Here is a 26,451-nt window from a genome sequence, read left to right as displayed (position 1 = left end):
CTTTTCGCCCCTAATTTATAGGGGGTGGAAGGCTTTTTTTAATACCTAAAAAAATGGAAGGGGTCTTTTTATCGAGAAAGTCTAACAATTGTTGCAATTGTTCGATAGTTGGCTATTGTCTTTAATTCTTTATTAAAAAATATTAATGAAAAAGGAGTTTTTTAAATGGTTACAAAAGCAACTACAGCTACAGATGTAATTAAAGTGTTTATTGCGGATCCATTAAGTGAAGACGGTATTTTCCCATTGCGCGAAGAAAAAGATATGAATTTAGAAATCATTGTGGATACTGGGAATTCACAAGAAGAACTCATTGAAAAAATTAAAGATGTTGATGCATTAATCGTGCGCAGTGCTACGAAAGTGACTCGTGAAGTAATTGAAGCTGCAAAAAATTTAAAATTAATTGGTCGTGCTGGTGTAGGAGTAGATAACATCGATCTACAAGCTGCAACTGAACACGGTATTATTGTAGTCAACGCACCAGATGGAAATACAAACTCTGCTGCTGAACATACCATTGCGATGATGACTTCTCTTGCTCGCCATATTCCACAAGCTTATTTATCTTTAAAAAATGGAAAATGGGATCGCAAAACTTACGTTGGGGTTGAATTGAAAAACAAAACGTTAGGTGTTATCGGTTTGGGGCGTATCGGTACAGAAGTGGCTTTCCGTGCAAAAGGACAACGTATGAATATTATGGCATATGATCCATTCTTAACTGAAGAAAGAGCGAAAGAACTTGGTGTAACAAAAGCAACTGTTGATGAAATTTGCCAACAAGCTGATTTTATCACTGTGCATACGCCACTATTACCTGAAACGAAAAATTTGATTAATAAAGAAAAATTCGCTCTTATGAAACCTGGCGTACGCATTATTAACTGTGCACGTGGTGGAATCATCAACGAAGATGATTTATATGATGCAATCGTGGAAGGAAAAGTCGCAGGCGCTGCTCTTGACGTATTCGTTGAAGAACCAGCTACAGATCATAAATTGCTAACTTTACCACAAGTGATTGCTACACCTCACTTAGGTGCATCTACAGTTGAAGCACAAGAATCTGTAGCAGTAGATGTTTCTAACGACATTATTAAATACTTTAAAACTGGTACTGTTACAAACCCTGTGAACATGCCATCAATTCCAAAAGAGCTGCTAGCTGAAGTTGAACCATTCTTTGAATTAGCAGAAAAACTAGGTGCTTTCTTATCACAAGTAACAACAGAACCATTAAAAGAAATTAATTTGTTCTACGCTGGTGAAATCGCAAATTACGATGTACGTCCATTGACTGCAAATACATTAAAAGGTTACTTAAAGAAAACTCACGGCGAAAATGTAAATGACGTAAATGCACGTTATTTAACAGAAAGAGTTGGCGTAAAAATTAACGAAAATAAAACAACAACAGCAAAAGGATTTACTAACCTTATTACTGTTGAAGTAATTACGGAAAATGAAACACATAGTGTTGCAGGTACACTTCTAAACGGTCTTGGAGCTCGTATCGTAAAAGTAGAAAACTTTGTTGTAGATGTTATTCCAGAAGGTCACTTATTATACATTAAAAATATCGATAAACCAGGAGCAATCGGCCGCGTTGCAACGAAACTTGCTGAGAAAGACGTCAACATTGCAACAATGCAAGTGGGACGTAAACAAGTTGGCGGTGCTGCTGTCATGATTCTTTCAATCGATAATGAAGTAACTCCTGAAGATTTAGTTTACGTAGAACAATTAGAAAATATCGATGAAGTAAAAGCAATTACTCTTTAAGCTGCCCGGCACGACTACTTGGTGAGATAGAACAGAATTGTGCTTTGTGTCCCTAAATATACAGGCAATGGAATTTTACCATTGCCTGTATATTATTTTGCCCAAAAAACTTCCGATAGAAAACTTTCCAACTTTGTTTTCTCCTTTAAATTTCATTTTTCTGTTCATACTATGGATGAACGAAAGGACGTGATGACCATTTTAACGGAAAAACAAATTGCTAAGCTAAAAAAACAGCTGATTGAACAAAAACATGCGTTGTTAAAAAATCAATCTGTAGATGACGAGTTTGTTGACCGTGGCAGCTTACGAGACGCTATTGATGAATTATCAACAGTCGACAATCATCCTGCAGACATAGCAACAGAACTTTTCGAAAGAGAAAAGGATTTATCTTTAAAAGTTCACCAAGAAGATGAATTAGCTAAAATTAACGCTGCTTTAGAGAAAATTGAAAACGGTACATATGGAGTTTGTGAAGTATGTAAAAAAGAAATTCCATATGATCGATTAGCAGCTATTCCATATACCTCCTTCTGTATTGAACATGCAGATGCAAAAAACATCCCTACCGATCGACCAGTGGAAGAAGATTTACTCATTCCTCCTGTGGATAATTCCTTTGCTGAAAGAGAAGTAGAAGGGGGAATTCAAGATTTTGAAGATACATTCCAAGTGGTTGCAAAATACGGTACATCTGAAACGCCATCAGATTTTGAAGGGGATTTTGAAGATTTCAATGAGCTATATGACGACCCTGAAGAATACGCAAATAACGATGAACCTCAGTCCTTCCATGTATCGACAAAGGATGAAATACCTTTTCCAATGTCAAAACGAGAAATTGAAGAAGCAAGTAAATATGATTATTTAGAATAGAAAATGCGAGACGGCATATGTCTCGCATTCATTTTATTATGAAAGCTTTTCAACTAATTGTAAAAATTCCGTTAATGATGAAACTTCGTAAGTTGGTTGGATATCAGGGTTTTGCAGATTATTTTCCCGATTGATCCAAACATTTCGCATGCCTACCCGAGATGAGCCTAAAATATCTGTTTTTAAATTATCGCCTACCATAATCCCTTCATCCGCAGTAATGCCTGCCTTTTCCATCATAAATTCAAATAGAGATGCATCAGGCTTTCCTTTTCCAAAGTCACCAGAAATAATCACATGGTCGAAATAAGGGCGGATTTCTGGTGTTAAAGTTAATTTTAAGTTTTGTAAACTTGGTGCACCGTTTGTTAATAGTACTAATTGGTACTTTCCTTTTAATGCATCAAGAACTTGATACGTATCATCATAAACAAAAGGATGTTTTTTCCGTTCTTCAACAAAACGTTCTCCGAGCTCAGCGCCGAATGTTTCATCATCAATGCCTAACACTTTTAAACCGTTTGTCCAAGCATCTTTTCGATAATTCGGCACAATGTTTTTCATTTTTTGGAATGAATCAGTAGGATCATCAAAAGTTCCCCACAAACCTTCAAAAGGATTAATACCAATCAACACCGTATAATCGTAAGTTTCATAGGATTCATAAAGCTTTCGTGCTTCTTTGCGTACCGCTTCTTCCAACTGTTCAGGGTCAATATCGTATTTCGTTGCCGCATATTGACATGTTTTTTCAAAAGCTGTTTTGATACTTTTTTTATCCCAAAGTAACGTGTCATCTAAATCAAATATGATCGTCGTAATTGCCATTTCCAACTTCTCCTATTTATGATTGTAGTAATTATTATTCTAGCATATATTGAAATTCTAGCTATATAGAAATTGGAACTTCTATTTATACATTTTGTTCATTTAAAAAACACCTCCACAGTAATAGAGGGGAGGTGTTATCGTTAACGGGTAACTCAACATTCATTTTTCAATTGCACTCGATATAAATCATTGAGCATTTCAATCTTTTTCTCAATCGCATTTTCAAAAGATAAAATATACTGATAAGGCTCTTTAGGGTTATGGTATTGTGTGATTTTACCAGTTTTGGGATTTACAAATTTAGTAGCTGCCCCACAACCGATACCTAATATCGTTTGTACCTCTTCCATAATGACGATATTATAGATGCTTTCCTCGCCCGGTTTAGAGTATCCAACATTTTCTAAATTACCTAAAATGTTTTTTTGGCGATATAAATAATACGGATTGTATCCATTTTCGCGAGTCCACTTTTGAGCCATTTCCATCATCCTCGACACCGTTGGACGATCAGCCACTTTATATTTATCTTTATTTTGCGTCATTTCGGAAGCACGTTTGAAAGATAACGTATGCACAGTAAGGGATTCTGGTTGCAGTTTTTCAGTTTCATTCAAAGAATGTTGAAACTCTTCAACTCCCTCATTTGGTAAACCGATGATTAAATCCATATTGATATTATTCATTCCTAAATTGCGAGCAAGTAAAAATTTATCGATTGTTTCTTGTACGGTATGATGACGGCCTATCGCTTTTAACGTTTCATCGGTATAACTTTGCGGATTGACTGAGATGCGATCAATCCCCCACTTTTTCAACACTTCTATTTTTTCCGGTGTAATCGTATCAGGTCGACCTGCTTCAACAGTGATTTCACGAATAGATTCTGGATTTGGGAACGATTCAAACATCGTCTCATAAAGGGCATCCATTTCATCCGCTTCGATTGCTGTTGGCGTACCACCGCCCCAATATACCGATGTCACTTTCATATCATTATCCTTCAACCATTTTCCCATTTCTCTCATTTCGATATGCAATCCATCAAGGAAAGAAGAAACTCGTCCTGTTTTTCGATTCGGCGCGATTGCATAGGCTGGGAAAGTGCAATAAGCGCATTTCGTCGGGCAGAAAGGGACACCGATATAGATAGAAATTTCTTTCCCAATCTCATCTAAATCGGGAATTGTTGCCAATTGGCGTTCAACAATCGATTCCAATAATTGGATTTTTTCGGTGGATACACGAAAATCGGTTTGTAACACTTCTGCAATTTCTTTCCGTGTAAGTCCTTGTTTTCTTAATTTATGATAAAGTTTTGTTGGCCGTACTCCCGTTAAAATCCCCCAATGTTGCTTGATTCCAGTATATTGCTCTAACACGTCCAACAGCACGTGAGATAATGCGCGCTTCATTCGAATATTTTGCTCTTTTTCCGTTCCATCCGTATCATATTCTTTTGAATAAGTGCTAATAAACGTTTTTCCATCCACCTCTAACTTACTAGCAGTGTAATACACGTTGTTTTCCATTTTATATTGAAAACGAACAGACAAATCCGGATCCTCAATGATTTCGTAAAGCTTACAATCTTCAAAAAATAGATTTGCTATATGTGTTAAAACATAAATCCAGTCTTGTTTAAAACTTTCGTGAATGATTATTTTTTTCATTCATACCTCTTCCTTTATAGAACTTGTTGCACTTTTACTTGTTTACGTGATTTTTAGTTCCTGTTTATTTTAACAGCGAAAGGCTTTATTGACTATACAATCATGTATGTTTTTTATGGAAATAAAAAGACCACACATTCAGTGCGGTCCAATTACCGATCTTATAGTCCATCATAGAGGGATTGAATCGGTTTAATTAGCGAACGATTTGCTTCATCGATAAGACGGCTTAATTCCATTTCAGCTTCTAACATTGCCATAATTTTAGGATTTTGTTGAGCAAGTTGAGCAGTTTTTTGGAAGTAGAGATATTCTTCCTCTAGCAATTCTTCTCCTTGCATTTGCTTTTGTTGCAATTTTACCTGAACATCGCGGAATTGAGTGAAAATCGTTCTTGCTTGTTCATCATCACGAACAATGTCAACAGTATCTTTTAATTTTTGAAACGCTTCCGTTTGACTAATGGATGTCTCTAACTTTTGAATAAGTTCCATAAATTGATTCATTTATAATCCTACTCTCTATTAATTTAAAAATTGTACAATTAAACCTTGTACGATACCAATTAATCCTCCTAAGAAACCGCCTAATAGAGTAATCATCATTAACTCACGATTTGCAATTCCTATCACGATTTCTTCCAACTTTTCGATTGGGAAAGAGTCAACTTGCTCTCGAACAACTTCTTTAATGTCTAATTTTTTCAGTACATCTTCAAGTTTTGATTCAGCAAGTTCCAAAGCCTTATCGACAATTTTAGGCATCAAATCGTACTTTACCCAGTCGTTGCCATTTGGAAAGTAATAGTTTATGGATTTATTGAATCGTTCTTCAATCGCTAATTCTCTTTTGGCATAGGATTGGATATTTATTAGTATTGGTTCTAATTGTATCTCATTTAGGTAATTCATGATAGGCTGTTTTTTTATTTTTCCCCATTCATCATTCATAATATTCACTAATGAATTTTTTGTTTCAGATGAGCGAAGAAGTCGAACGAGCTCATGTTGAATTTTAGAGACGATGGATGAAGAATCGCTGAAAAACATTTGGAAAAGTCCACCGATTGTCCCTTTTGAAGAAAGAAAATCATCTAATAGATTTTTAATGGTGATTTCTCCTTTGGAAGATAAAATATAATCTTCCCCTCTTTGAATGATGGTTGTCACTAATTCTGGTACTTTTTGATTTATCGTTTTTGTAATATCTTCCGGCAACACTTCTTCAATCGATTTTGTCGATAAAGTATGTTTAAAAGATACAAATTGTTTTTCTATAAAATCATCCACTTGCCCTTCAATCTTTGCTAGCACCCCATTTATTCCTGCTAGTTCCAACCAATCTTTCAGTGTTTTATTATTTAAAAATATCAATTCTTCCGACTTTGATTGTGCAAACTGTAAAATTCCAAATCGAATTTCTTGAGAGAATAATTTATTTTTGATGACATCAGGTGTCAATAAATAATCTTGCACCGTCACCCCTATTTGTCTTGCCAATTCCCCGCGGCGTTTTGGAATTAGTCCTGGTGTAAAAGGAAGCTTCCATTTTCCTAAATAAAGCGCATTATATGGTCTAAAAATCATTTTAATCGCTAAAAAGTTTGTTGCACTACCAATGATTGCACCGATAATTGCCATCGATAGTATTAATAGTACTACATCCATTAATATCCTCTTTTCTAACACAATGATTTCACTAACAAAAGTTACTTTGCGAAATAAATAATAACATACCTTTTGTTATATACGATTATATTTCATTATTGTTTCATGAACATTGAAAGTTATTACGGACTATTTCTTTTTTTCGCGATTTATTTTTCCTCCCAATAATAGCTCTAACTTGCTTTAGGAAAATTATTCTTTCCCCCAAAAGATTTAAATTTATTTACAAAATCGCATACTATATATAACAAAACGACTCGCAATCTTCTGAAAATTTCAGAGATGGATGATTTGTATTTTTTTCAAAAATCCGTTATGATTATCTTATTAAAAATTAATTTTATTGTAGGAGGTGTACTCCTCATTTCACCCCTCATTCGGGCGTGGAACGGGGAAAGTATTTGGACGGAGACATAGTGGGGCTGACCATTAAGTTAGCTGTTTTTGCCTTATTAATTTTGTTTTCAGCATTTTTTGTTGCCACAGAATTTGCGATAGTAAAAGTTCGGGTAACGCGTATTGATCAACTTTTAGAAGAAGGAAACAAAAAAGCAATTAAGGCTAAAAAGGTAATTGAGAACCTTGACGAGTATTTATCTGCTTGTCAATTAGGAATTACCATTACTTCATTAGGTCTAGGTTGGTTAGGTGAACCTACTGTACAGTTGTTATTAAGTCCATTATTTAAATGGATTGGTGTAACAGGACCTATCACTGAAGTTCTTTCATTTATTATTGCATTCAGTATTGTAACGTATATCCATGTTGTGGCAGGTGAATTAGCGCCTAAAACGTTAGCGATTACAAAAGCTGAATGGGTAACGCTTAATTTTTCAGGAGCGTTGTATACATTTTATAAAGTGATGTATCCTTTCATTCACCTTTTAAACATGTCTGCTCGTGGTTTGGCAAGAATTTTCGGTGTGAAATCATTTAACGAAACCGATACAGCCCATACGGAGGAAGAGCTTCGTATGATTATGGCTGACAGCTTTAAAAGCGGTGAAATCAAATATTCTGAATTTGAATATGTAAACAGTATATTTGAATTCTCAGACCGCACTGCCAAAGAAATCATGGTGCCGCGAACAGAAATTACAACGATTGATAAGGAAGCAAAACTAAAAGATGTTTTTGAAGTAATGGGTGTGGAACAATATACTCGCTATCCGGTGATTGATGGCGATAAAGACCACGTAATTGGTTTAGTCAACTTAAAACATTTATTAACTGCATATATAAAAGATCCTAAAAATGCAGAAAAAACAATTACAGAATATATGCAACCAATTATTCGAGTAATTGAAACTGTTCCAATCAGCGATCTTTTATTAAAAATGCAACATGATCGTATACACATGGCAATTTTAATGGATGAATACGGGGGAACTTCCGGTTTAGTAACCATCGAAGACATCATTGAAGAAATCGTTGGTGATATTCAAGACGAATTCGACGATGACGAAATCCCTGAAGTTCAAGAAATTAGCGATGGCCATTATATTATAGATGCAAAAATGTTAATTGAAGATGTAAATGAAATGTTGAATATTCATATCGATGATGAAGATATCGATACAATCGGCGGCTGGTTCTGGACTCAACGCTACGACGCTGTTGAGGGTGACAGTTTTGTATATGATGGTTACGAATTCAAAATTAAAGAATTGGATGGTCACCATATTTTATACATTGAAGTCATCAAATTGCCAGAAGAACAAGAACTCGACTTGTACTCAGTTGCTGAATAACGTATTTCAAAAACGACTTTCTTTTCTAAGAAAGTCGTTTTGTCATGTTCGGAACTTTTGTAGGGAGGAAAAAAAGTGGAGCTTTATACAAATTTACGAGCAGGGGAAAAAGGTGCCTGGGTGTCAATTGGCGCATACATATTTCTCAGCTCGATGAAACTCATTATAGGTCACATCGGAGATTCACAAGCTTTAAAAGCAGATGGTCTCAATAATACAACCGATATAGTCGCATCTATAGCTGTTTTAATTGGTCTGAAGATTTCGCAACGACCTCCTGATGAAAACCATCAATACGGTCATTTGCGTGCCGAAACGGTTGCATCTTTAGTGGCATCTTTTATTATGATGGTCGTTGGACTTGAAGTAATCTTTAGCTCAATTATGAACATATTTGACCCTGTTCGCAAATCGCCATCCACTTTAACCATCATTGTTGCATTAGGCAGTGCTGCTGTCATGTACATGGTATATCGATATAACTTAGCTCTTTCTAAAAAAATAAAAAGTTCTGCGTTGAAAGCGGCTGCCTATGATAATCGTTCCGATGCACTAGTTAGCGTTGGTACAGCCATCGGTATTTTTGCTGCGATTATCGGCTATTCAATTATAGATACCATTACCGCTTTAATCATTGGAGTGATTATTATTAGAACAGCATTGGAAATCTTTTGGGAATCAGTACAAACATTGACAGATGCGTTTGATACAGAGGAAATCGAAACGTTATCAACATTAATAAAAAATGTAGATGGGGTTATTGAATTAGTGGATTTAAAAGGAAGAACACATGGAAATGCAACATTTATTGAAGTGACAGTGACAGTAAATCCATATTTAAACGTCTTGGAAAGCCATCGCATTACAGAAAATATCGAGTCAACGATTAAACGATTTGACATTAATTGTACAGCGCTTGTACATATTGAACCTCACGAGGCAGAAGAAGGTGCAGATTAAAAGAACAGAAGTACTAATTTAAAGGGAACAGTAGATCCATTTTATCGATTCTACTGTTCCCTTTAATCATTTATTTTATAAATGCTTTCCTTCCCAAATGACATAACTCGAATTTAAATTTTCCCACTTCCCTCTGTTAACCCATGTTTTACCGCATAAAGAGCTGCTTGTGTTCGATCTTGCACTTCCAATTTCGCAAATATATTCGAAATATGGGTTTTGACTGTCTTTTCCGTAACAAATAATGACGAAGCGATTTCCCTGTTGCTTTTTCCTTTCGTTAACTCCGCCAGCACATCTTGTTCACGTGGAGTTAATGGGTTTTTCACATGCGGCAGATTTCCTTCCTCCCTTAATGATTCTTCCAATTGTGTTGTGGCTACCGGGTGCATAATGCTTTCTCCACGCATTACTTGCCGAATGGAATTGACTAAATCATCCGGTTCAATATCCTTTAATTGATAGCCAGCTGCCCCAGCTTCGATGGCGGGAAGAACATGGTCTTTATCTGAAAAGCTTGTCAATATAATAACTTGTACTTCTGGCCAACACGCTTTAATTTGTTTCGTCGCTTCAATGCCATCCATCTCCGGCATGACTAAGTCCATTAATACAATATCCGGGTTTAATTCTTCCACTAATCGAACTGCTTCCATCCCATTTTTCGCTTCCCCAACTACTTCAATATCTTTTTGGGTCTTCAAAAAGAATAATAAGCCTCTACGAACAACATGATGATCATCCGCAATTAAAACACGTATCATCCTGCTTCCCTCCTCAATAAGGTAATCGAACGAACAATTCGGTCCCTTTTCCAATCTCCGATACCCATTCAGCTGTGCCGCCAATTGCAGTAGCTCGATCTCGTATCGATTGCAATCCAATGGAAGGGATGTTCATGTTTTGATCAATTTTAAAACCTCTACCCTCGTCTTTTATAACGAGTAAAATATCTGTTTGTGTCACCGTTAAGTAAATCGTTGCTTCCATCACGCCCGAATGTTTTCGGACATTATTTAATGCCTCTTGAGTGATTCGGAATAATGTTTCTTCTACTCTTGAAGGAAATTGAATGACTCCTGATACATTGATCGTTAATTTGATCTTTAACATTTCTGCATAAGCTTTTATTGCATCGATTAGTCCACTTTCCAATCCTTGAGGCCTTAATTGCCAAATAAGAGCCCTCATTTCTGTTAATGCGGACTGTGTCAAATTTTGAATTTCTTTAAAGGTTTCCTTAATTTCAATATTATCGCTCATCTCTATTCCAGCACGAGCCGTTAACGTCACGGAAAACAATAACTGATTCACAGAATCATGCAAGTCGCGCGCCAACCGATTCCGCTCTCGAACTAATGCCATTTCTTGTTCTTGTTTCGTTAAACAAATACGTTTAATGGCAGATCCCATTTGAAAAGCTACAGATTCTAGCAATTCCAATTCTTCTTCTGTAAATACAACTGTATTGGGAGTAGCGACATTTAGTATTCCGAACCGTTCATTACCCGATTGTAATGGCACCGTTGCATGATGGGTAATTCCTGCCGTATCGCCCACCTTTTCCTCGATGGCATTTTCAATTCTTTGACATTCAATAATATTTGATGCTTTTTTTAGTTCATTTCGTCGGAATCGAGAAACACACCAACAACCACCCTTTTTTAAATATTGGCAGTCATTGTAACATAACCCTTCCGGCAAGTTCTCGTGGACTACAAGATTAATCTTTCCTTTTTCATTAATAAAGAAAATCCATCCTGTTGTAAAATTAGTTCCTGCTAAAAATTTTTTAAGTGCTCCTTTTAGCATTGGTATTAATTCTGTTTCTTCATTAAGCAGTTCCGCAATTTCTTTTAATAATGTAATATTGGAATGATCATTTACTACCATATAGCACCTCAACAAACACTTTTTAGTTTAATCATAACATTCCCCTTATTCCCTCGCATTCGTTCAACTCTAAGACTTTTGAATGAATTTCCAATTTCTCGAACTTTATCGTTCTATTCGTTCGAATTCATTTACTTCGAAGTCAAAACAATTTATAATCAAACTGCACAGATTAAATCTTTTAGGAGAGTAATAATGAGCAAAAAATTAGAGAATAGTTTGCTATTTGTATGGTTAGTCTCTTTGGTAGCAACGCTAGGTTCTTTATATTTTTCCGAAGTTCGGGGTTATGAACCATGTGAACTTTGTTGGTATCAACGGATATTAATGTATCCAATTGTACTCATTTCCCTTGTGGCATATTTACAAAAAAATGCTCGGATTGCGGTAACAACAGCCGTATTTTCTTGCATTGGTGGAACGATTTCCCTATACCATTATGGAATTCAAAAATTGGACTTTTTATCGCAACATGCACCAGCTTGTGGACGAGTACCATGTACAGGCCAATATATTAACTGGTTTGGTTTCATTACGATTCCATTTTTAGCGTTAGTTGCATTTATCTTAATTGCAATTACTAGTTTTTATATGTTAAAGGTTTTGAAGGAGGACAAATAGTTGAAAAAGCTTGGAATTCTTGCAGCAATCGTTGTAATTTTATTTGCTGTGATCATTGTGTTAACAAATTTATCAAACAAAAGCAAGTTAGAAAACAATCCGTATGGCACAGACAATTTAAAACAATCTACAATTGATTTATTAGATGATGAAAATTATCAAAATATTATTTTGCCAGATGCTCTTAGAGAAAAAATTGCATCAGGTGAACCAGTTGTAGCTTATTTATTTAGTCCTGAATGTCCACATTGTAAAGAAATGACGCCTCGACTCATGCCAATTGCGAAAGAAATGAATGTTCATATCGATCAATTAAACATCTTAGAATATGAAAAAGGCTGGGACGAGTATAACGTTGAATATACACCAACGCTAATTTATTTCGAGGATGGAAAAGAAGTTCAGCGAATGGTAGGAGCACATCCTGATGAAAACATTCGCAAATTCTTTGAAGAAGTGGTATTAAAATAAGTAAAATGGAAATCGTGTTCTTTATATGGACACGATTTTTCTTTGGAGGAAAACGTATGCATTTTCACTATGAAATTTCACAAGATGGATTAACGGTAGAAACTTTGTTGCGGGAAAAATGGCGACTAGGAAAAAAACTCATTCATGAACTACGAATGGCGAAAGCTGTGAAAAATAAAGATGGTGAAGTAGTTAAATGGAATGAACCATTATCAAAAGGAACAATGCTATTTTTTATTTTTAGCGTCCCGAAATCCAACTATTCCCCAACGAAACAATGTGAAATCGAAATAAAATACGAAGATGATCATATTTTAATTGTTTCAAAACCTAAAGGAATGAGTACACATCCGAACGACAGGGACGATCACAATACTTGCATGAATCACGTAATGGCTTATATGAAAGATAAAGGGTTACAATACGCAGAGCACGTTCATCGGCTAGACCAAGGAACAAAAGGTCTGTTGATTGTTGCAAAACATCCCATTGCAAAATCAGTATTTGACCGAATGATTGAAGAAAAATCCATCGTTCGAACTTATGAAGCGGAAGTCCAAGGAATCATAAAAAAAGATCGTGGAACCATTAATGCACCAATCGGAAAAGATCGTCATCATCCTACACGACGAATCGTTTCAAAAACTGGTCAACATGCTGTCACTCACTTTAAGGTTGTGAAACGAAAAGAACATTCAACAGTTGTTCATTTACAATTAGAAACAGGCAGAACACATCAAATCCGCGTCCACATGGCTCATATCGGCCATCCTATTGTAGGGGATGTAATGTACAATGCTCGTAAAACTTCGAAGCGCGATTATGAACTTCATGCCATTCAATTAGAATTTGAACATCCTTTTCTAGATAAACGTATCATTGTTAATGATCTTAATACTGCCACACAATAATATAAGATGAATTGTAATATTAAGTGCAACACCTTCGAGTCAAAATAACAGAAGCTCATAACGACCTCGTGTAAAATGTTAGTTACCACACAAACATCAGAGGAGGAATCGTTATGAGCTATACCCATCTTACCATATCTGAACGTTCGAAAATAGAAACTTATCTTGAATTAGGCTACTCCATTCGTACGATTGCCAAGCGAATGCATAGGAGTCCTTCAACAATTTCAAGAGAGTTACGTCGCCATCCAAATTGTACAGTGGAGGAAGCTCAAATACGTTATCAGGCAAATAAATCGAATTGTGGTGCCAAGTTAAAGTTAACAGACGAATTAAAAGACGCTGTTCAAGAAAAGCTAGAGGAAACGTGGTCGCCTGAACAAATCGTCGGCCGCTTATATCCGGACAAGCTTAGTTTTAAAAGCATTTACCGCTGGATTTATAGCGGGTTATTAGAAATGCCTTTAACGGTACTTCGCCAAAAAGGGAAACGACAAAAGCCTCGTGAAACAAGAGGTCGTTTTAATATTGGTACGCCTATTTCCAAACGACCAAAAGAAGTGCGTAAGCGTGAAACATTTGGTCATTGGGAGCTTGATACCGTTGTTTCCGGACGCGGGCAAGCGAAAGGCTGTGTTGCCACATTCATTGAGCGTAAAACACGTTGGTATTTCGGTGTGTTAATCCCAGACCGTTCCGCTACATCAATGGAGAACGCTGTGAAACTGTTACACAAGCAATTGCCTGAGGGCGCCATCCAAACAGCGACAACGGATCGCGGGAAAGAATTTAGCTGTTACAACGTGCTTGAGCAGGATTTAAAAATTCAAGTGTACTTTGCGGATGCCTACTCTTCCTGGCAGCGTGGCAGTAACGAAAACGGCAACGGTCTTTTACGTGAGTTCTTCCCGAAGAAAACAAATTTTGACCACGTAACAGAGGAAGAGATGAAGCAAGCACTTCAACTCATTAATAATCGACCAAGAAAATGTCTTGGCTGGAAAACTGCATACGAGGCGTTTGAGGAAGAACTGTTGCGCTTAATTTGACAAACTATCATAAGTAAAAATAAATGAAGGCTGCTTAGAAAATAAATTTTTCTAACAGCCTTCTCTTATTTTAATCATACTATTGAATTAAAGGATTATTAAGGGAAAATAATAGTCAAACGAATGACTATAATAGCCATTCTCAATAAGTTAATAGCTATTCGTTAAAGCTTCATAATTTTGCTATTATAGTCAAAGTTGGGCAGATAATAGTCAAATGGTTGAATTATAGTCAAACTCATTAATTTATTAGCCAATCCATCAAAAGTATTGTTGAAAAAATAGGATATTATCCAAACTCAATTTAATATTAGTCAATCCAAAAAGAATAATAGTCAATCATCATAATAGCCATTCTAGATTTGCTCTTTTATTCCCCTTAAAAATCAAAATGGAAATTATCAGGATTTTGTCCATATCGCTCATTTTTATTAATCATTTTTATTTCAAGCATATCTTCATTTGATAATTCAAAGTCGAAAATTTGCATATTTTCGGCAATGCGGCTTGGTGTTACTGATTTTGGAATTGTAATCGTATCATTTTGATAATGCCAACGTAAAACGATTTGTGCTGGAGTTTTTCCATACTTTTCAGCGAGTTTTACTAAAGTGTTATCATTTAATAGGCGACCTTTGCCAATTGGTGACCATGCAGTAACGGCAATCTCATGTTCGCGGCAAAATGCTCTTAATTCATCTTGTTGCAAATACGGATGGCACTCAACTTGATTTACCATTGGCTTCACATTTGCTTTTGCGAAGATTTTTTCTAAATGATGTTGATGGTGATTTGATACACCTGGTACTCGGATTAATTTTTCCTCATACAGACGCTCAATGGCACGATAAGTATCGATAAACTTATCTTCAACAGGCCAGTGAGTTAAATAAAGATCCACGTAATCTAACCCCAATTTTTTCAATGAAGTTTCAAATGCTCGAAGCGTTTCGTCATAACCTTGATCATTGTTCCATACCTTAGTTGTTACAAAAATTTCCTCACGCGGGATGCCGCTAGCTCGTATCGCTTCTCCCACTTCTCTTTCATTGTTATATAGTGAAGCTGTATCAATTGCTCGATAGCCTAACTTTAACGCTGTATCCATTGCATTTAAAGCTTCTTCATGATCTTCCATTTTATACACGCCTAACCCTAAGTAAGGCATCTCTACACCATTGGCTAATGTTTTTGACGGTATTGCCATAAAATCACTCCCCTTACATTCATTAACCTCATTATAAACTGAAAAATATAAATAAAAAAATTATCTAATCCATCAATATTATAGGAATTAAAATTAATAGAAACTTCCTAATAAATTCATAGCATTATTTTCTCTTTAAAGTTAAAATATTCTATAATACGCCACATTTTTTTAGTAATAATGTAGTATTCTTCTAAATATATTTATTGAAAGGGAAAAAAACAAGGGGGATGATGTAAAGATGATGGATACACCTTTATTATTAACGAGTTTTTTAAAACGGGCTGAGCGCTACTTTCCTGAAAAGTTGATTATTTCGCGTACAAGCCCAGACACAATTCACCGCATTCCTTACAAAGACTATGTCAAACGCACAAGAAAACTTGCAAGCGCTCTCACAAAACTTGGGATGAAACGCGGAACAAAAGTTGGTTCTTTTGCTTGGAATCATCACCGGCATTTAGAAGCATATTTTGCAGTTCCTTGTGCCGGAGCCGTTTTGCACATGATTAACATTCGCCTTTCGCCAGAACATATCATTTACGTAATTAATCATGCAGAAGATGAAATTTTGTTAGTCGATGGCGATCTATTCCCATTATTTGAAAAAGCAATTCCTTACTTAAAAACGGTTAAACATATTGTTGTCATGCAAGATGATAAAACCGTTCCTGAATCCTCTTTCCCGAATGTCTATTCTTATGAACAGCTTTTAGAAGAAGCAGATGAATTTGAATTTCCGAATGATTTAGATGAAAACTCACCAGCAGGAATTTGTTACACTAGTGCAACTACTGGAATGCCAAAAGGTGTCGTTTACACTCATCGCGGATTAGTACTTCATAGTATGGCACTTGGTTTAGCAGACGGAATGGGAATCACCGAAAGAGACATTATCATGCCGGTTGTTCCAATGTTCCACGTGAATGCATGGGGAATGCCATTTGCTGCAGTAAATTATGGGTCAACGCAAGTATTACCAGGTCCTCACTTTACACCTAGTTTACTACTTGATTTAATTGAACAAGAAAAAGTGACGTTAACAGCAGGGGTTCCAACTATTTGGCTTGGCGTACTTCAAGAACAGGAAAAAAATCCTCGCGATATTTCTTCCCTAAAAGCTATTGTATCTGGAGGTTCTGCTTCGCCAAAAGGATTAATTCAAGCATTTGAAGACAAATACAATGTTCCGTACGTTATTGGATACGGTATGACCGAGACAACACCACTTGTTTCTCTTTCCAACTATACATCCGCAATGGAAGATTGGACGCGGGAAGAAAAATTAAATATCCGTGCAACACAAGGCCTTACTGTTCCACTTCTTGATACGGAAGTAGTAAATGAACAAGGAGAAGTTCCATGGGATGGAAAAACGATGGGCGAACTGCGGATTCGAGGTCCATGGATTGCCCATGAATATTATAAAGATGAACGAACAAAAGAAGCATTCCGTGATGGGTGGTTGTATACTGGAGACATTGCAGTTGTCACACCAGAAGGTTATATCAAAATTACTGACCGTACAAAAGATTTAATCAAAAGCGGAGGCGAATGGATTTCATCTGTCGATTTGGAAAATGCCCTCATGACTCACGAAGCTGTATTAGAAGCAGCGGTCATCGCCATTCCTCATGAAAAATGGCAAGAGCGTCCACTTGCATGCGTCGTATTAAAAGAAGGAAAACAAGCTACAAAAGAAGAACTACTCGATTATTTAAAAGATCAATTTGCGAAATGGTGGATTCCGGATGACATTGTATTCTTAAAAGAGATTCCAAAAACATCCGTTGGTAAATTCTTAAAAGCCAAACTACGAGAAGAATTAAAGAATTATAAAGTGAATGCATAATAAACTAAGGGGCGAATCTTTGTGAATTTGCCCCTTCTATTTAATTTTTACTTTTCAATCTTTCATCTTTATTTGGATGATCTACAACATCTGATTGAATTGGATCTGGAATTCGATGGTCATCTTCTAACTGCTCCCCATCCCGCAGTCGTTCCATTTGTTTCCCAAGCCAAATACAATCTTCTAGATTATTCGTCATATGTCCGCTAACTGGCATTTCATTTTTGTTTTCCACAGAAGTAACCTCCCAATTGTTTATATGAGTTATTGTGAACAAATCCTTCAAAAAAATGATATAGTAAAGTAAATTTATTTAAGCTATACTAAATTAGAGATAACATTTACTTAGGAGGTATACTTCCATGGGTACTGTTTTACTACTAGTAGTATGTGCTTCATTTCTCACAGCTATTTTAACTGCTGGACGTGAAGGAGATTACACTGAAGAATAATCTCTTATCATTCGAAATACGAAAAAAGGCAATCCTATTTTAGGGTTGCCTTTTTGTTTTATGTCTTGACTTTTTATACTTAACAAAATAAACTTAGTTACATAAAGTAAGTAGATTGATTAATATCACTTTAAGGAGACTTTGTATGGCGACACATTTTCATAAAAAACCAAACACATATGTTTCTCACGTTCAAATAAAGGTATCAAATTTAGATCGCTCTTTAGAATATTACAAAAATGTTATTGGCTTTGACGTGTTGGAGCAAACCGAAAAAGCAGCTGCTTTTACAACAGATGGAAAAACAAGCATTCTTTCCATTGAGCAAGTAGACAATGCACTTCCTTTACAGAGAGGTCAAACTGGTCTTTATCATTTTGCGATATTGCTCCCTACTAGAAAGGATTTAGGAAATTTCATTCAACATATTTCTCAACTAAATGTTCAAATTGGTGCAGGTGACCATCATGTGAGCGAAGCCATTTATTTATACGATCCGGACGGAAATGGCATTGAAGTGTATGCAGACCGTCCAGAAGCACAGTGGTTTTGGAATGGAAATACCGTTTATATGACAACGGAACCCGTTAATTTCCGTTCCCTTCTTGATTTAGCGGATGGTCATTGGAATGGATTACCTAAAGGAACAGTGATGGGGCATATTCATTTATCTGTATCTGATCTTTTAAAATCAGAAGAATTTTATACAAAAGCTTTAGGTTTTGAAGTTGTTACAAGATATGGAAGCCAGGCGTTATTCATTTCCACTGGAAAATACCATCATCACATTGGATTAAACACTTGGGAGAGCTTAGGAGGTTCTCCTTCTAGTGAAAAAAGTGTTGGTTTAAAATCCTATACATTAGTGCTGGATAACGAGGAACAAGCAGAAAAAATTAAAGGTAATTTAAAAGATATGGGGTATGTTGTAGAACGATTTGAAGGAGCTTCAAAATATGGAGGCCATCAAGAGTTTTCAACCATTGACCCTTCAGGAATCCGCATTGTTTTTACATTGGATGGCGAATAAATATTAAAAGGTGTCTTGAAAGTCGAAAACTTCCAGACACCTCCTTTCTAGTTGAAGCAAGTTTCCCCTATCCTCGTCGCAAACTGGCCGTCTTTTGGACATTTGTAAAAACTCCCTATTTGTATCGATGATTTAATAGGGAGCATTTCATTTTTTCAGCCCATCCCTTTGCAATTTATTTTAGCCCAGGGAAATTTTGTTGGCGTAATGCTTCGTAAATGATGATGGCTGCCGAGTTCGATAAATTCAAAGAACGCACTTTATCTGTTTGAGGAATTCTTAGCACTTTATCGCGACGTTCGTATGCAAAATCTTTCGGCAAACCAGACGTTTCTCTCCCGAACATGAAATAAATGTCTTTTTCCCTATCGCTAAAATCATGAGTTGTATAAGGCTCATCGCTATACGTTTCGATTAAATATAATTCCCCATCCTTTGCATATTCGAGAAAATCTTCTAAAGAGTCATGGTACAGGATATTGACATGTTCCCAATAATCTAATCCTGCACGTTTCAACATTTTATCGTCAGTAGAAAACCCTAGAGGATGAATTAAATGCAAAGTTGTATTCGTAGCAGCACAAGTACGTGCAATGTTTCCAGTATTAGCTGGAATTTCGGGTTGATATAATACGATATGTAATGGCAAAACTAGACACTTCCTCCTTTTATACATCTTTTATTTGGAATAAGGGCTAGCCTCTTTCCACTAGTTCCAGCCCTTTTTTTATTTCACGCCGCACTTCTTCATCTTTTTCTTGATGATATGCTTCAAGCAATGCATCTTTTGCCTTCTCTCCACCAATTTTCCCGAGAGCCCATGCACTAGTACCCCGAATGACAGGACGTTCATCCTTTTTCAATAATTCAATTAACTCTGGCACGGCTGATTGTTCTTTAAAATGAGCCAGTGCAAGGATTGCATTTCGCTGAATGGGTTTTTTCCCTCGCCATGAACCCGCCATTGTACCGAATTTGTTTTTAAATTCTTTATTCGAAAGTTTCAACAGTGGAACGAGGAGCGGCTTTGCCAGTTCAGGATCTGGCAAAAATTCATCATGAATCCAATTCGTCTTCCCCTTATTTTTTGGACAAACCGTTTGACATGTATCACAGCCATATACTCGGTTTCCAATTTTTGTTCGAAATTCATCCGGTACAACATCTTTCGTCTGTGTTATAAAGGCAATACAGCGTTTTGCATTTAATTGCCCTGCATCGACTAATGCACCAGTCGGGCAAACATCTAGGCATAACCTGCAATCGCCGCATTCATTTTCAATCGGAGAATCTGGTGGAAATGGAATATTTGTAATCATTTCTCCTAAATAGACATATGAACCGAATTCAGGGGTAATAATCGAGCAGTTTTTCCCGCTCCAACCAATCCCCGCTCGTTCTGCAACAGCACGGTCTACAAGCTCACCCGTATCGACCATCGACTTAACCGAGACATTGGGAACTCTTTCTCGTAGCCATTGTTCCATCAATTCTAGTCGTTGTTTTACTGCCGCATGATAATCCAATCCCCAAGATGCTCTTGCAAAAATCCCTCTCCGTTCACCTTTTTTACCAGTTGGGGGATTTTTCATTTTAGATGGATAAGCTAAAGCAATCGCAATAATGCTTTCTCCTTCAGGCAATAGCTTCTTTGGCTCTGTTCGCTTCTCGATATCCTCTTCTTCAAAGCCGGATTGATAATTCAATTCCTGTTGCCTTTTCAAACGATTTTTCATTTCTTGAAAGGGAGACGCTGTGGTAAATCCGATTTTATCTACCCCGATGGACTTCGCATATTCAATTAAATCCCTTTTCAATTGTTCTACATTCATATTCTAATCGCGATGAAAAAGTCGCAATTTGCACCTCCCCTCGTTCACATCATTCAAAGTCTAATGAGAATCAATCTACTTTCCTTTTCATTTATGGTACAATAGGTTTACAAATAATTGGCAGGTGAATGTTAATGAACCTTTCAATCAATAAAGAACTATTTTCTCAAGTCCCGCAACTAAAAATCGGCATTATTCATTATACCAAAATTGTTGTATCACAATCGCCTCAAATGTTGAAAGGACGAATGCAATTATTTCAAGAAAATTTATTTTTTGAACTGCAAGAATCTCCTGTAACAGAACGTCCAGGTATTAAAGAATGGAGAACCGTTTGGAAAGCGTTAGGTGCTGATCCGAACCGTTACCGTCATTCTGCTGAAAGTTTAATGCGGAGAATTGCGAAACAAAACTATTTATCTCCTGTTCATTTAGCGGTGGATTTAAATAATTTCTTTTCGCTAGAACATGAAATTCCTATTGGTATTTACGATGTCGATCATATTGTAGGGGACGTTGAAATTAACTTGGGTAATGATGAAACCGGCTATGATGGATTAAATGGCCGATATAACAAATTAACAAATATTTTATATAGCAAAGATGAAAAAGGGGCTTTTGGAAGTCCATTTGTCGATTCAGTCAGAACAAGCGTTACGGAAGAGACTACGGAAGCATTGCAAATTTTTTATTTACGTCCATCTTTAGAAGAAGACTATTGCAACAAACTCCTTTCATCTTGCGGTAAAATGTTTACACAAGTTGCAGGGGGAGAATTTACGACCGCATTATTATCCGCCGATAATCCGAGCGTAACGATTGAGGTGAAAAAATGAAAACTATTCCACTGGCAGAAGGAATCAAATTAAAAAGCATTTTAACGAAAAAAGTTCAAGAATTAGTGTATGAGTTTCAAAAAAATGCTCATGTCGTCGTTGAAAAAGGTGAAACACCAAAACAAACGGGCCGTTCTTTAAAAGAAATTGAAGCAGAGCTGGCACAAGTGAGAAAAGATATCCGCACATTAGACAAACTGATTTATCGGGCGAATATTGAAAATACAATCGAATTTAAAGGGGAAGTTATGCCCATTGTTGAAGCTATCGAACTTGCTACTCAATTGCGGGCAGAGGTTTCCTTATACAAAACTTTAGGCAACTCTGAAAAGGAAAAAATCTACACTTCAACTGGTGAAGGAGTTGTTCTATACGAAGTTGCCATGTACGATCCACGCGAATATCGTGAGCGGGCAAACCAGCTCGAAAAAGAAGCGCACCGCCTATCTAATTTAATTAATGCCAAAAACTATGAAGTTCATATTGAATTTGATGATTCCAATTATTTCTAAAACAAAATCATTTCCTCGGGGAGGTGAGAGTCCTCCCCGAGGTATAACGGCTGTCAAACTTGATATAGTGCATAAATGGCAAACCAATAACCATTAACCTGTTACTATGTAACCTGTAACTAATGACCAACTAGCGCAAAGGCAATCGATCGTCAAAATACCTAAGTGTTTTTTCTTGTACAGCCGTTATAACAATAGGCTGTTTAGAAAATGATATCTTTCTAAACAGCCTTACTTTTTTCTAACGGAGATTCTTATTTTTGATAATAGTCAAAGTTCAAGTTTTATTAGTCAAACTTCTTTGGATTATAGTCAAACTCGGGAAGATATTTGCCAATCGAAAAATTTTAACTCCCCAATCAAAGGATAATAGTCAAAGTCCATGATTTATTAGTCAAACTCAGCTGGATTATAGTCAAACTCGGGAAGATATTTGCCAATCAAAAAAATCCGACTCCCCGATCAAAGGATAATAGTCAAAGTCCATAATTTATTAGTCAAACTCAGCTGGATTATAGTCAAACTCGGGAAGATATTTGCCAATCGAAAAATTCCGACTCCCTAATCAAGGGATAATAGTCAAAGTCCATGATTTATTAGTCAAACTCAGCTGGATTATAGTCAAACTCGGGAAGATATTTGCCAATCGAAAAATTCTAACTCCCCAATCAAAGGGTAATAGTCAAAGTCCGTGATTTATTAGTCAAACTCAGCTGGATTATAGTCAAACTCGAGAAGATATTTGCCAATCGAAAAAATCCGACTCCCCGATCAAAGGATAATAGTCAAAGTCCATGATTTATTAGTCAAACTGCTTTGGATTATAGTCAAACTCGAGAAGATATTTGCCAATCAAAAAAATCCGACTCCCCAATCAAAGGATAATAGTCAAAGTCCGTGATTTATTAGTCAAACTCTGCTGGATTATAGTCAAACTCGGGAAGATATTTGCCAATCGAAAAATTCTAACTCCCCAATCAAAGGGTAATAGTCAAAGTCCGTGATTTATTAGTCAAACTCAGCTGGATTATAGTCAAACTCGAGAAGATATTTGCCAATCGAAAAAATCCGACTCCCCGATCAAAGGATAATAGTCAAAGTCCATGATTTATTAGTCAAACTGCTTTGGATTATAGTCAAACTCGAGAAGATATTTGCCAATCAAAAAAATCCGACTCCCCAATCAAAGGATAATAGTCAAAGTCCATGATTTATTAGTCAAACTCAGCTGGATTATAGTCAAACTCGGGAAGATATTTGCCAATCAAAAAAATCCGACTCCCCAATCAAAGAATAATAGTCAAAGTCCATGATTTATTAGTCAAACTCAGCTGGATTATAGTCAAACTCGGGAAGATATTTGCCAATCAAAAAAATCCGACTCCCCAATCAAAGAATAATAGTCAAAGTCCATGATTTATTAGTCAAACTCAGCTGGATTATAGTCAAACTCGGGAAGATATTTGCCAATCAAAAAAATCCGACTCCCCAATCAAAGGATAATAGTCAAAGTCCATGATTTATTAGTCAAACTCAGCTTGATTATAGTCAACCCAGGGAAGATATTTGCCAATCGAAAAATTCTAACTCCCCAATCAAAGGATAATAGTCAAAGTCCATGATTTATTAGTCAAACTACTTTGGATTATAGTCAAACTCGGGAAGATATTTGCCAATCGAAAAATTCCGACTCCCCAATCAAAGGATAATAGTCAAAGTCCATGATTTATTAGTCAAACTCTGCTGGATTATAGTCAAACTCGGGAAGATATTTGCCAATCGAAAAAATCCGACTCCCCGATCAAAGGATAATAGTCAAAGTCCATGATTTATTAGTCAAACTGCTTTGGATTATAGTCAAACTCGAGAAGATATTTGCCAATCAAAAAAATCCGACTCCCCAATCAAAGGATAATAGTCAAAGTCCGTGATTTATTAGTCAAACTCTGCTGGATTATAGTCAAACTCGGGAAGATATTTGCCAATCGAAAAATTCTAACTCCCCAATCAAAGGGTAATAGTCAAAGTCCGTGATTTATTAGTCAAACTCAGCTGGATTATAGTCAAACTCAGCTGGATTATAGTCAAACTCGGGAAGATATTTGCCAATCGACTCCACACAAGTGAAAATGGGTAAACTACAATGAATTATAGTCAACTCCGTGACGATATCCCTCAGATAACACTTCACAACTATTTTTTTGACCTATTTGAAAAAACAAACACTAACGGAGGAAAGAAGAGTATGAAACCAAACCATCCGAATGAAATAAAAATCGGAATTAATAAAAAGGAAATACCAGAAATAATCGTTAATATTGATCGTTTCTTTAATCCATAAATTCCAATCAGGAAACCTAACGCAATACATAATAAGGACAGAACTTTCAACCAATCCATATCATCACCCCTAAACCATCAAAGATGCATATCTCGCAACTTCATTCAAAAAACTATTCCACTCCTGGCAAAAATCGCAACAATTTTTCATCAGCATCTAATATAACATCCACCCCAAGGGGAATGCCTATGTTTGGTGTAGAGTGGCCAATGTTAAATCGCGCAACTGTAGGTTTTTTATATGGCAACAAATATTCTTTTATTAAGGATAATGCGTTCTCTTCTACACCACCATTTCCTAATCGCCCAATCACAAACCCACATGCCTCTTTCAATTTCCCTGCCAATCTTAAATGATTAAACATACGGTCAATTTCTTCAATACTCAATCCTTTATCTTCAATAAGTAAAATTTTATCGCGCGTGTCAATTTCAAACTTTGTGCCGAGTGTATCGACAATTCTACGCAAATTTCCGCCTATAAATTCACCACGTACAGAACCAGGTATTAAACTTTCAAGAGGTGAAATTGTTTCATCATAATAAATTTCAAAAGGCGAAAATAATTGGTAAAACATTTTTTTCGATTGTTCGTCCAATTCTTTTGAAAGAGAAGGTCCATGGAATGTGACAATATTTGAATATTGTTGAATGGCTATATGTAAAAAGGTAATGTCTGAAAATCCCCAAAATATTTTTGGATGTTCAGTTAGTAGTGGATAGTCGATTTTATCAGCTATTTTCGCAGCACCATATCTATCAGTGGCACAAAAAATTCCTTTCACTTCAGGGTCTTCAATCATTTGATGCAAGTCATGAACCCACGCTTCATCTGTTTCCTCAAAATCATGTTCATTAAGCTCAATGGTTTTTCCTAATTTATAATGTAATCCCATATCGGTGAATAGAGATATATTTCGTTGCAAACTTTCCAAATCAATAGGACCGCTTAGTGCTATAATCCCTACAGTATCTCCTTTATTTAAGTGCATTGGCCTTATTTTCATTGAGTTCCTCCTACAATTTATTGATACTACAACTATATTAACAAATGGCGTTGAACAATGCTTCTAGAGATTAGTCCAGAAAAAAAGAGCCGTCTCACCTTACGCGGCCCTTTTCACTTATTTTATTTAACTCCTGTATAAATAACCGTTACATCAGGATGTTGGTGTAAAGCACTTGCCGGTAAATCTTCTGTTATTACACCGGTACGAAGACGGTCATAAGCTTCTTGTTTCGCTTCTCCGGAAATTAACAAAATAATCTTCTTTGCATTTAAAATTGATTGAATACCCATTGTGATTGCTTTTCTAGGCATATCCTCTGGTTTTTCAAAATACTTTTGATTTGCTTCTATTGTGGATTGGGTTAATTCTACAATATGTGTAAGAGAATCGAAAGGTGTGCCAGGTTCGTTGAATCCGATATGTCCATTTACTCCGATACCAAGTACTTGAAGATCGATTCCACCTGCTTCTTTTATTTGTTGTTCATATGTACGACATGCAGTTTCTAAATCAGAGCTATGACCTTCTGGAATGTGGATGTTTTCCTTTTGAATATCTATATGTTGGAATAAATGATAATTCATGAAGTAGTGATAACTTGCCTCATTATTTGGGTCAATTCCAACGTATTCATCTAAATTAAATGAAACCACATCTTTAAAAGAAACTTTACCTGAATGATATTGTTGAACTAACTCTTTATACAAGCCAATTGGCGTACTTCCTGTCGCTAACCCAATTACTGAATTTGGTTTGTTTTGTAATTGTTCTACAAAGATGTCACAAGCTTTTTTACTTAAATCCTCGTAATCTTTTGTTTCAATCCATTTAATTGAGCTCATTTTTTCCTCCTATAATTTAAATTTGGCGCCCTTTTTTATTTTATTAT

The 26,451-nt window shown here is 36.1% G+C and carries 24 protein-coding genes and 1 other annotated feature (1 of these 25 cut by a window edge); of the genes, 12 read left to right on the top strand and 12 right to left on the bottom strand.

Annotated features, from left to right (window positions below):
- Positions 1–15, top strand: a binding site (T-box leader) (it extends 216 nt beyond the left edge of the window).
- A gap of 150 nt (positions 16–165) precedes the next feature.
- Positions 166–1,785 carry a phosphoglycerate dehydrogenase gene (serA, locus tag NSU17_RS11845; RefSeq protein ID WP_340436231.1) on the top strand — a complete coding sequence of 540 codons (1,620 nt, stop codon included), beginning with the start codon at positions 166–168 and terminating at the stop codon, positions 1,783–1,785.
- An 81-nt stretch (positions 1,786–1,866) separates the two neighbouring features.
- The gene (locus NSU17_RS11840) at positions 1,867–2,664 is read left to right on the top strand and encodes a TraR/DksA C4-type zinc finger protein (protein ID WP_340705091.1); all 798 of its coding nucleotides are present in this window, start codon (positions 1,867–1,869) and stop codon (positions 2,662–2,664) included.
- A 36-nt stretch (positions 2,665–2,700) separates the two neighbouring features.
- Here the strand turns inward: NSU17_RS11840 and NSU17_RS11835 are convergent, their stop codons facing one another.
- From NSU17_RS11835 to NSU17_RS11820, 4 genes are all read right to left on the bottom strand, one after another.
- A complete protein-coding gene (locus tag NSU17_RS11835; RefSeq protein WP_016838158.1) occupies positions 2,701–3,492 on the bottom strand; it encodes an HAD family hydrolase in 792 nt (263 codons plus the stop codon).
- Positions 3,493–3,647: 155 nt separating this feature from the next.
- Positions 3,648–5,168 carry a coproporphyrinogen III oxidase gene (locus NSU17_RS11830; protein ID WP_340705090.1) on the bottom strand — a complete coding sequence of 507 codons (1,521 nt, stop codon included), beginning with the start codon at positions 5,166–5,168 and terminating at the stop codon, positions 3,648–3,650.
- A 161-nt stretch (positions 5,169–5,329) separates the two neighbouring features.
- A complete protein-coding gene (locus NSU17_RS11825; protein WP_016838160.1) occupies positions 5,330–5,674 on the bottom strand; it encodes a YlbF family regulator in 345 nt (114 codons plus the stop codon).
- An 18-nt stretch (positions 5,675–5,692) separates the two neighbouring features.
- Positions 5,693–6,835: a DUF445 family protein gene (locus NSU17_RS11820; protein WP_340705089.1), complete on the bottom strand. Its 1,143-nt coding sequence runs from the start codon at positions 6,833–6,835 to the stop codon at positions 5,693–5,695.
- Positions 6,836–7,251: 416 nt separating this feature from the next.
- Between NSU17_RS11820 and NSU17_RS11815 the strand changes: the two genes are divergently transcribed.
- Complete coding sequence (locus tag NSU17_RS11815; RefSeq protein ID WP_172597925.1) at positions 7,252–8,586, top strand: hemolysin family protein; 1,335 nt, start codon at positions 7,252–7,254, stop codon at positions 8,584–8,586.
- Positions 8,587–8,661: 75 nt separating this feature from the next.
- Positions 8,662–9,546, top strand: coding sequence for a cation diffusion facilitator family transporter (locus tag NSU17_RS11810; RefSeq protein WP_340705088.1), 885 nt, complete (start codon positions 8,662–8,664; stop codon positions 9,544–9,546).
- 113 nt (positions 9,547–9,659) lie between these two features.
- Here NSU17_RS11810 and NSU17_RS11805 read toward each other — a convergent pair whose 3' ends face one another.
- Both NSU17_RS11805 and NSU17_RS11800 read right to left on the bottom strand, forming a co-directional pair.
- Entirely contained in the window at positions 9,660–10,310 is a 651-nt protein-coding gene (locus NSU17_RS11805; protein ID WP_340705087.1) for a response regulator transcription factor, read from the bottom strand.
- Positions 10,311–10,323: 13 nt separating this feature from the next.
- Complete coding sequence (locus tag NSU17_RS11800; RefSeq protein ID WP_016838170.1) at positions 10,324–11,439, bottom strand: GAF domain-containing sensor histidine kinase; 1,116 nt, start codon at positions 11,437–11,439, stop codon at positions 10,324–10,326.
- A gap of 195 nt (positions 11,440–11,634) precedes the next feature.
- On the opposite strand from NSU17_RS11800, the gene NSU17_RS11795 reads away from it, so the two are divergent.
- The 4 genes from NSU17_RS11795 (at position 11,635) to NSU17_RS11780 (ending at position 14,491) form a co-directional block, all read left to right on the top strand.
- Positions 11,635–12,060 (top strand): disulfide formation protein C, encoded by a 426-nt coding sequence (locus tag NSU17_RS11795; protein ID WP_016838171.1) that lies wholly within the window; start codon positions 11,635–11,637, stop codon positions 12,058–12,060.
- Positions 12,061–12,531, top strand: a complete 471-nt coding sequence (locus tag NSU17_RS11790) for a thioredoxin family protein (RefSeq protein ID WP_016838172.1) — start codon at positions 12,061–12,063, stop codon at positions 12,529–12,531.
- Positions 12,532–12,587: 56 nt separating this feature from the next.
- Positions 12,588–13,442 carry an RluA family pseudouridine synthase gene (locus tag NSU17_RS11785; RefSeq protein WP_340705086.1) on the top strand — a complete coding sequence of 285 codons (855 nt, stop codon included), beginning with the start codon at positions 12,588–12,590 and terminating at the stop codon, positions 13,440–13,442.
- Between the two features lie 113 nt (positions 13,443–13,555).
- The gene (locus NSU17_RS11780; protein WP_340705085.1) at positions 13,556–14,491 is read left to right on the top strand and encodes an IS30 family transposase; all 936 of its coding nucleotides are present in this window, start codon (positions 13,556–13,558) and stop codon (positions 14,489–14,491) included.
- Positions 14,492–14,870: 379 nt separating this feature from the next.
- Here the strand turns inward: NSU17_RS11780 and NSU17_RS11775 are convergent, their stop codons facing one another.
- Positions 14,871–15,698, bottom strand: coding sequence for an aldo/keto reductase (locus tag NSU17_RS11775; protein WP_096551985.1), 828 nt, complete (start codon positions 15,696–15,698; stop codon positions 14,871–14,873).
- 241 nt (positions 15,699–15,939) lie between these two features.
- Between NSU17_RS11775 and NSU17_RS11770 the strand changes: the two genes are divergently transcribed.
- Positions 15,940–17,550, top strand: coding sequence for a long-chain fatty acid--CoA ligase (locus tag NSU17_RS11770; RefSeq protein WP_168412583.1), 1,611 nt, complete (start codon positions 15,940–15,942; stop codon positions 17,548–17,550).
- Between the two features lie 40 nt (positions 17,551–17,590).
- Here the strand turns inward: NSU17_RS11770 and NSU17_RS11765 are convergent, their stop codons facing one another.
- On the bottom strand, positions 17,591–17,785 hold the full coding sequence (locus NSU17_RS11765; protein ID WP_340705084.1) for a multidrug ABC transporter ATPase: 195 nt from the start codon (positions 17,783–17,785) through the stop codon (positions 17,591–17,593).
- Positions 17,786–18,147: 362 nt separating this feature from the next.
- Between NSU17_RS11765 and NSU17_RS11760 the strand changes: the two genes are divergently transcribed.
- On the top strand, positions 18,148–19,032 hold the full coding sequence (locus NSU17_RS11760) for a VOC family protein (protein WP_340705083.1): 885 nt from the start codon (positions 18,148–18,150) through the stop codon (positions 19,030–19,032).
- 175 nt (positions 19,033–19,207) lie between these two features.
- Here the strand turns inward: NSU17_RS11760 and trmL are convergent, their stop codons facing one another.
- Together trmL and queG are read right to left on the bottom strand one after the other, a co-directional pair.
- A complete protein-coding gene (trmL, locus tag NSU17_RS11755; RefSeq protein ID WP_445684035.1) occupies positions 19,208–19,708 on the bottom strand; it encodes a tRNA (uridine(34)/cytosine(34)/5-carboxymethylaminomethyluridine(34)-2'-O)-methyltransferase TrmL in 501 nt (166 codons plus the stop codon).
- 19 nt (positions 19,709–19,727) lie between these two features.
- A complete protein-coding gene (gene queG, locus NSU17_RS11750; RefSeq protein WP_340705081.1) occupies positions 19,728–20,864 on the bottom strand; it encodes a tRNA epoxyqueuosine(34) reductase QueG in 1,137 nt (378 codons plus the stop codon).
- 134 nt (positions 20,865–20,998) lie between these two features.
- Between queG and NSU17_RS11745 the strand changes: the two genes are divergently transcribed.
- Positions 20,999–21,700, top strand: coding sequence for a B3/B4 domain-containing protein (locus tag NSU17_RS11745; RefSeq protein ID WP_340705080.1), 702 nt, complete (start codon positions 20,999–21,001; stop codon positions 21,698–21,700).
- Positions 21,697–22,212: a DIP1984 family protein gene (locus NSU17_RS11740; RefSeq protein ID WP_096551997.1), complete on the top strand. Its 516-nt coding sequence runs from the start codon at positions 21,697–21,699 to the stop codon at positions 22,210–22,212. The genes NSU17_RS11745 and NSU17_RS11740 overlap by 4 nt, the downstream gene beginning before the upstream one ends.
- A 2,453-nt stretch (positions 22,213–24,665) precedes the next feature.
- Here the strand turns inward: NSU17_RS11740 and NSU17_RS11735 are convergent.
- Positions 24,666–25,559, bottom strand: coding sequence for a S66 peptidase family protein (locus tag NSU17_RS11735; RefSeq protein ID WP_340705079.1), 894 nt, complete (start codon positions 25,557–25,559; stop codon positions 24,666–24,668).
- 122 nt (positions 25,560–25,681) lie between these two features.
- Positions 25,682–26,395 (bottom strand): glucosamine-6-phosphate deaminase, encoded by a 714-nt coding sequence (gene nagB / locus NSU17_RS11730; RefSeq protein WP_340705508.1) that lies wholly within the window; start codon positions 26,393–26,395, stop codon positions 25,682–25,684.
- Positions 26,396–26,451 lie beyond the last annotated feature (56 nt).

This window comes from Ureibacillus sp. FSL K6-2830 (assembly GCF_038004145.1).
Classification (GTDB): Bacteria; Bacillota; Bacilli; order Bacillales_A; family Planococcaceae; genus Ureibacillus; species Ureibacillus thermosphaericus.
Note: the sequence above shows the minus strand (reverse complement) of the source record. Positions and strands in the feature narration are given on the sequence as shown.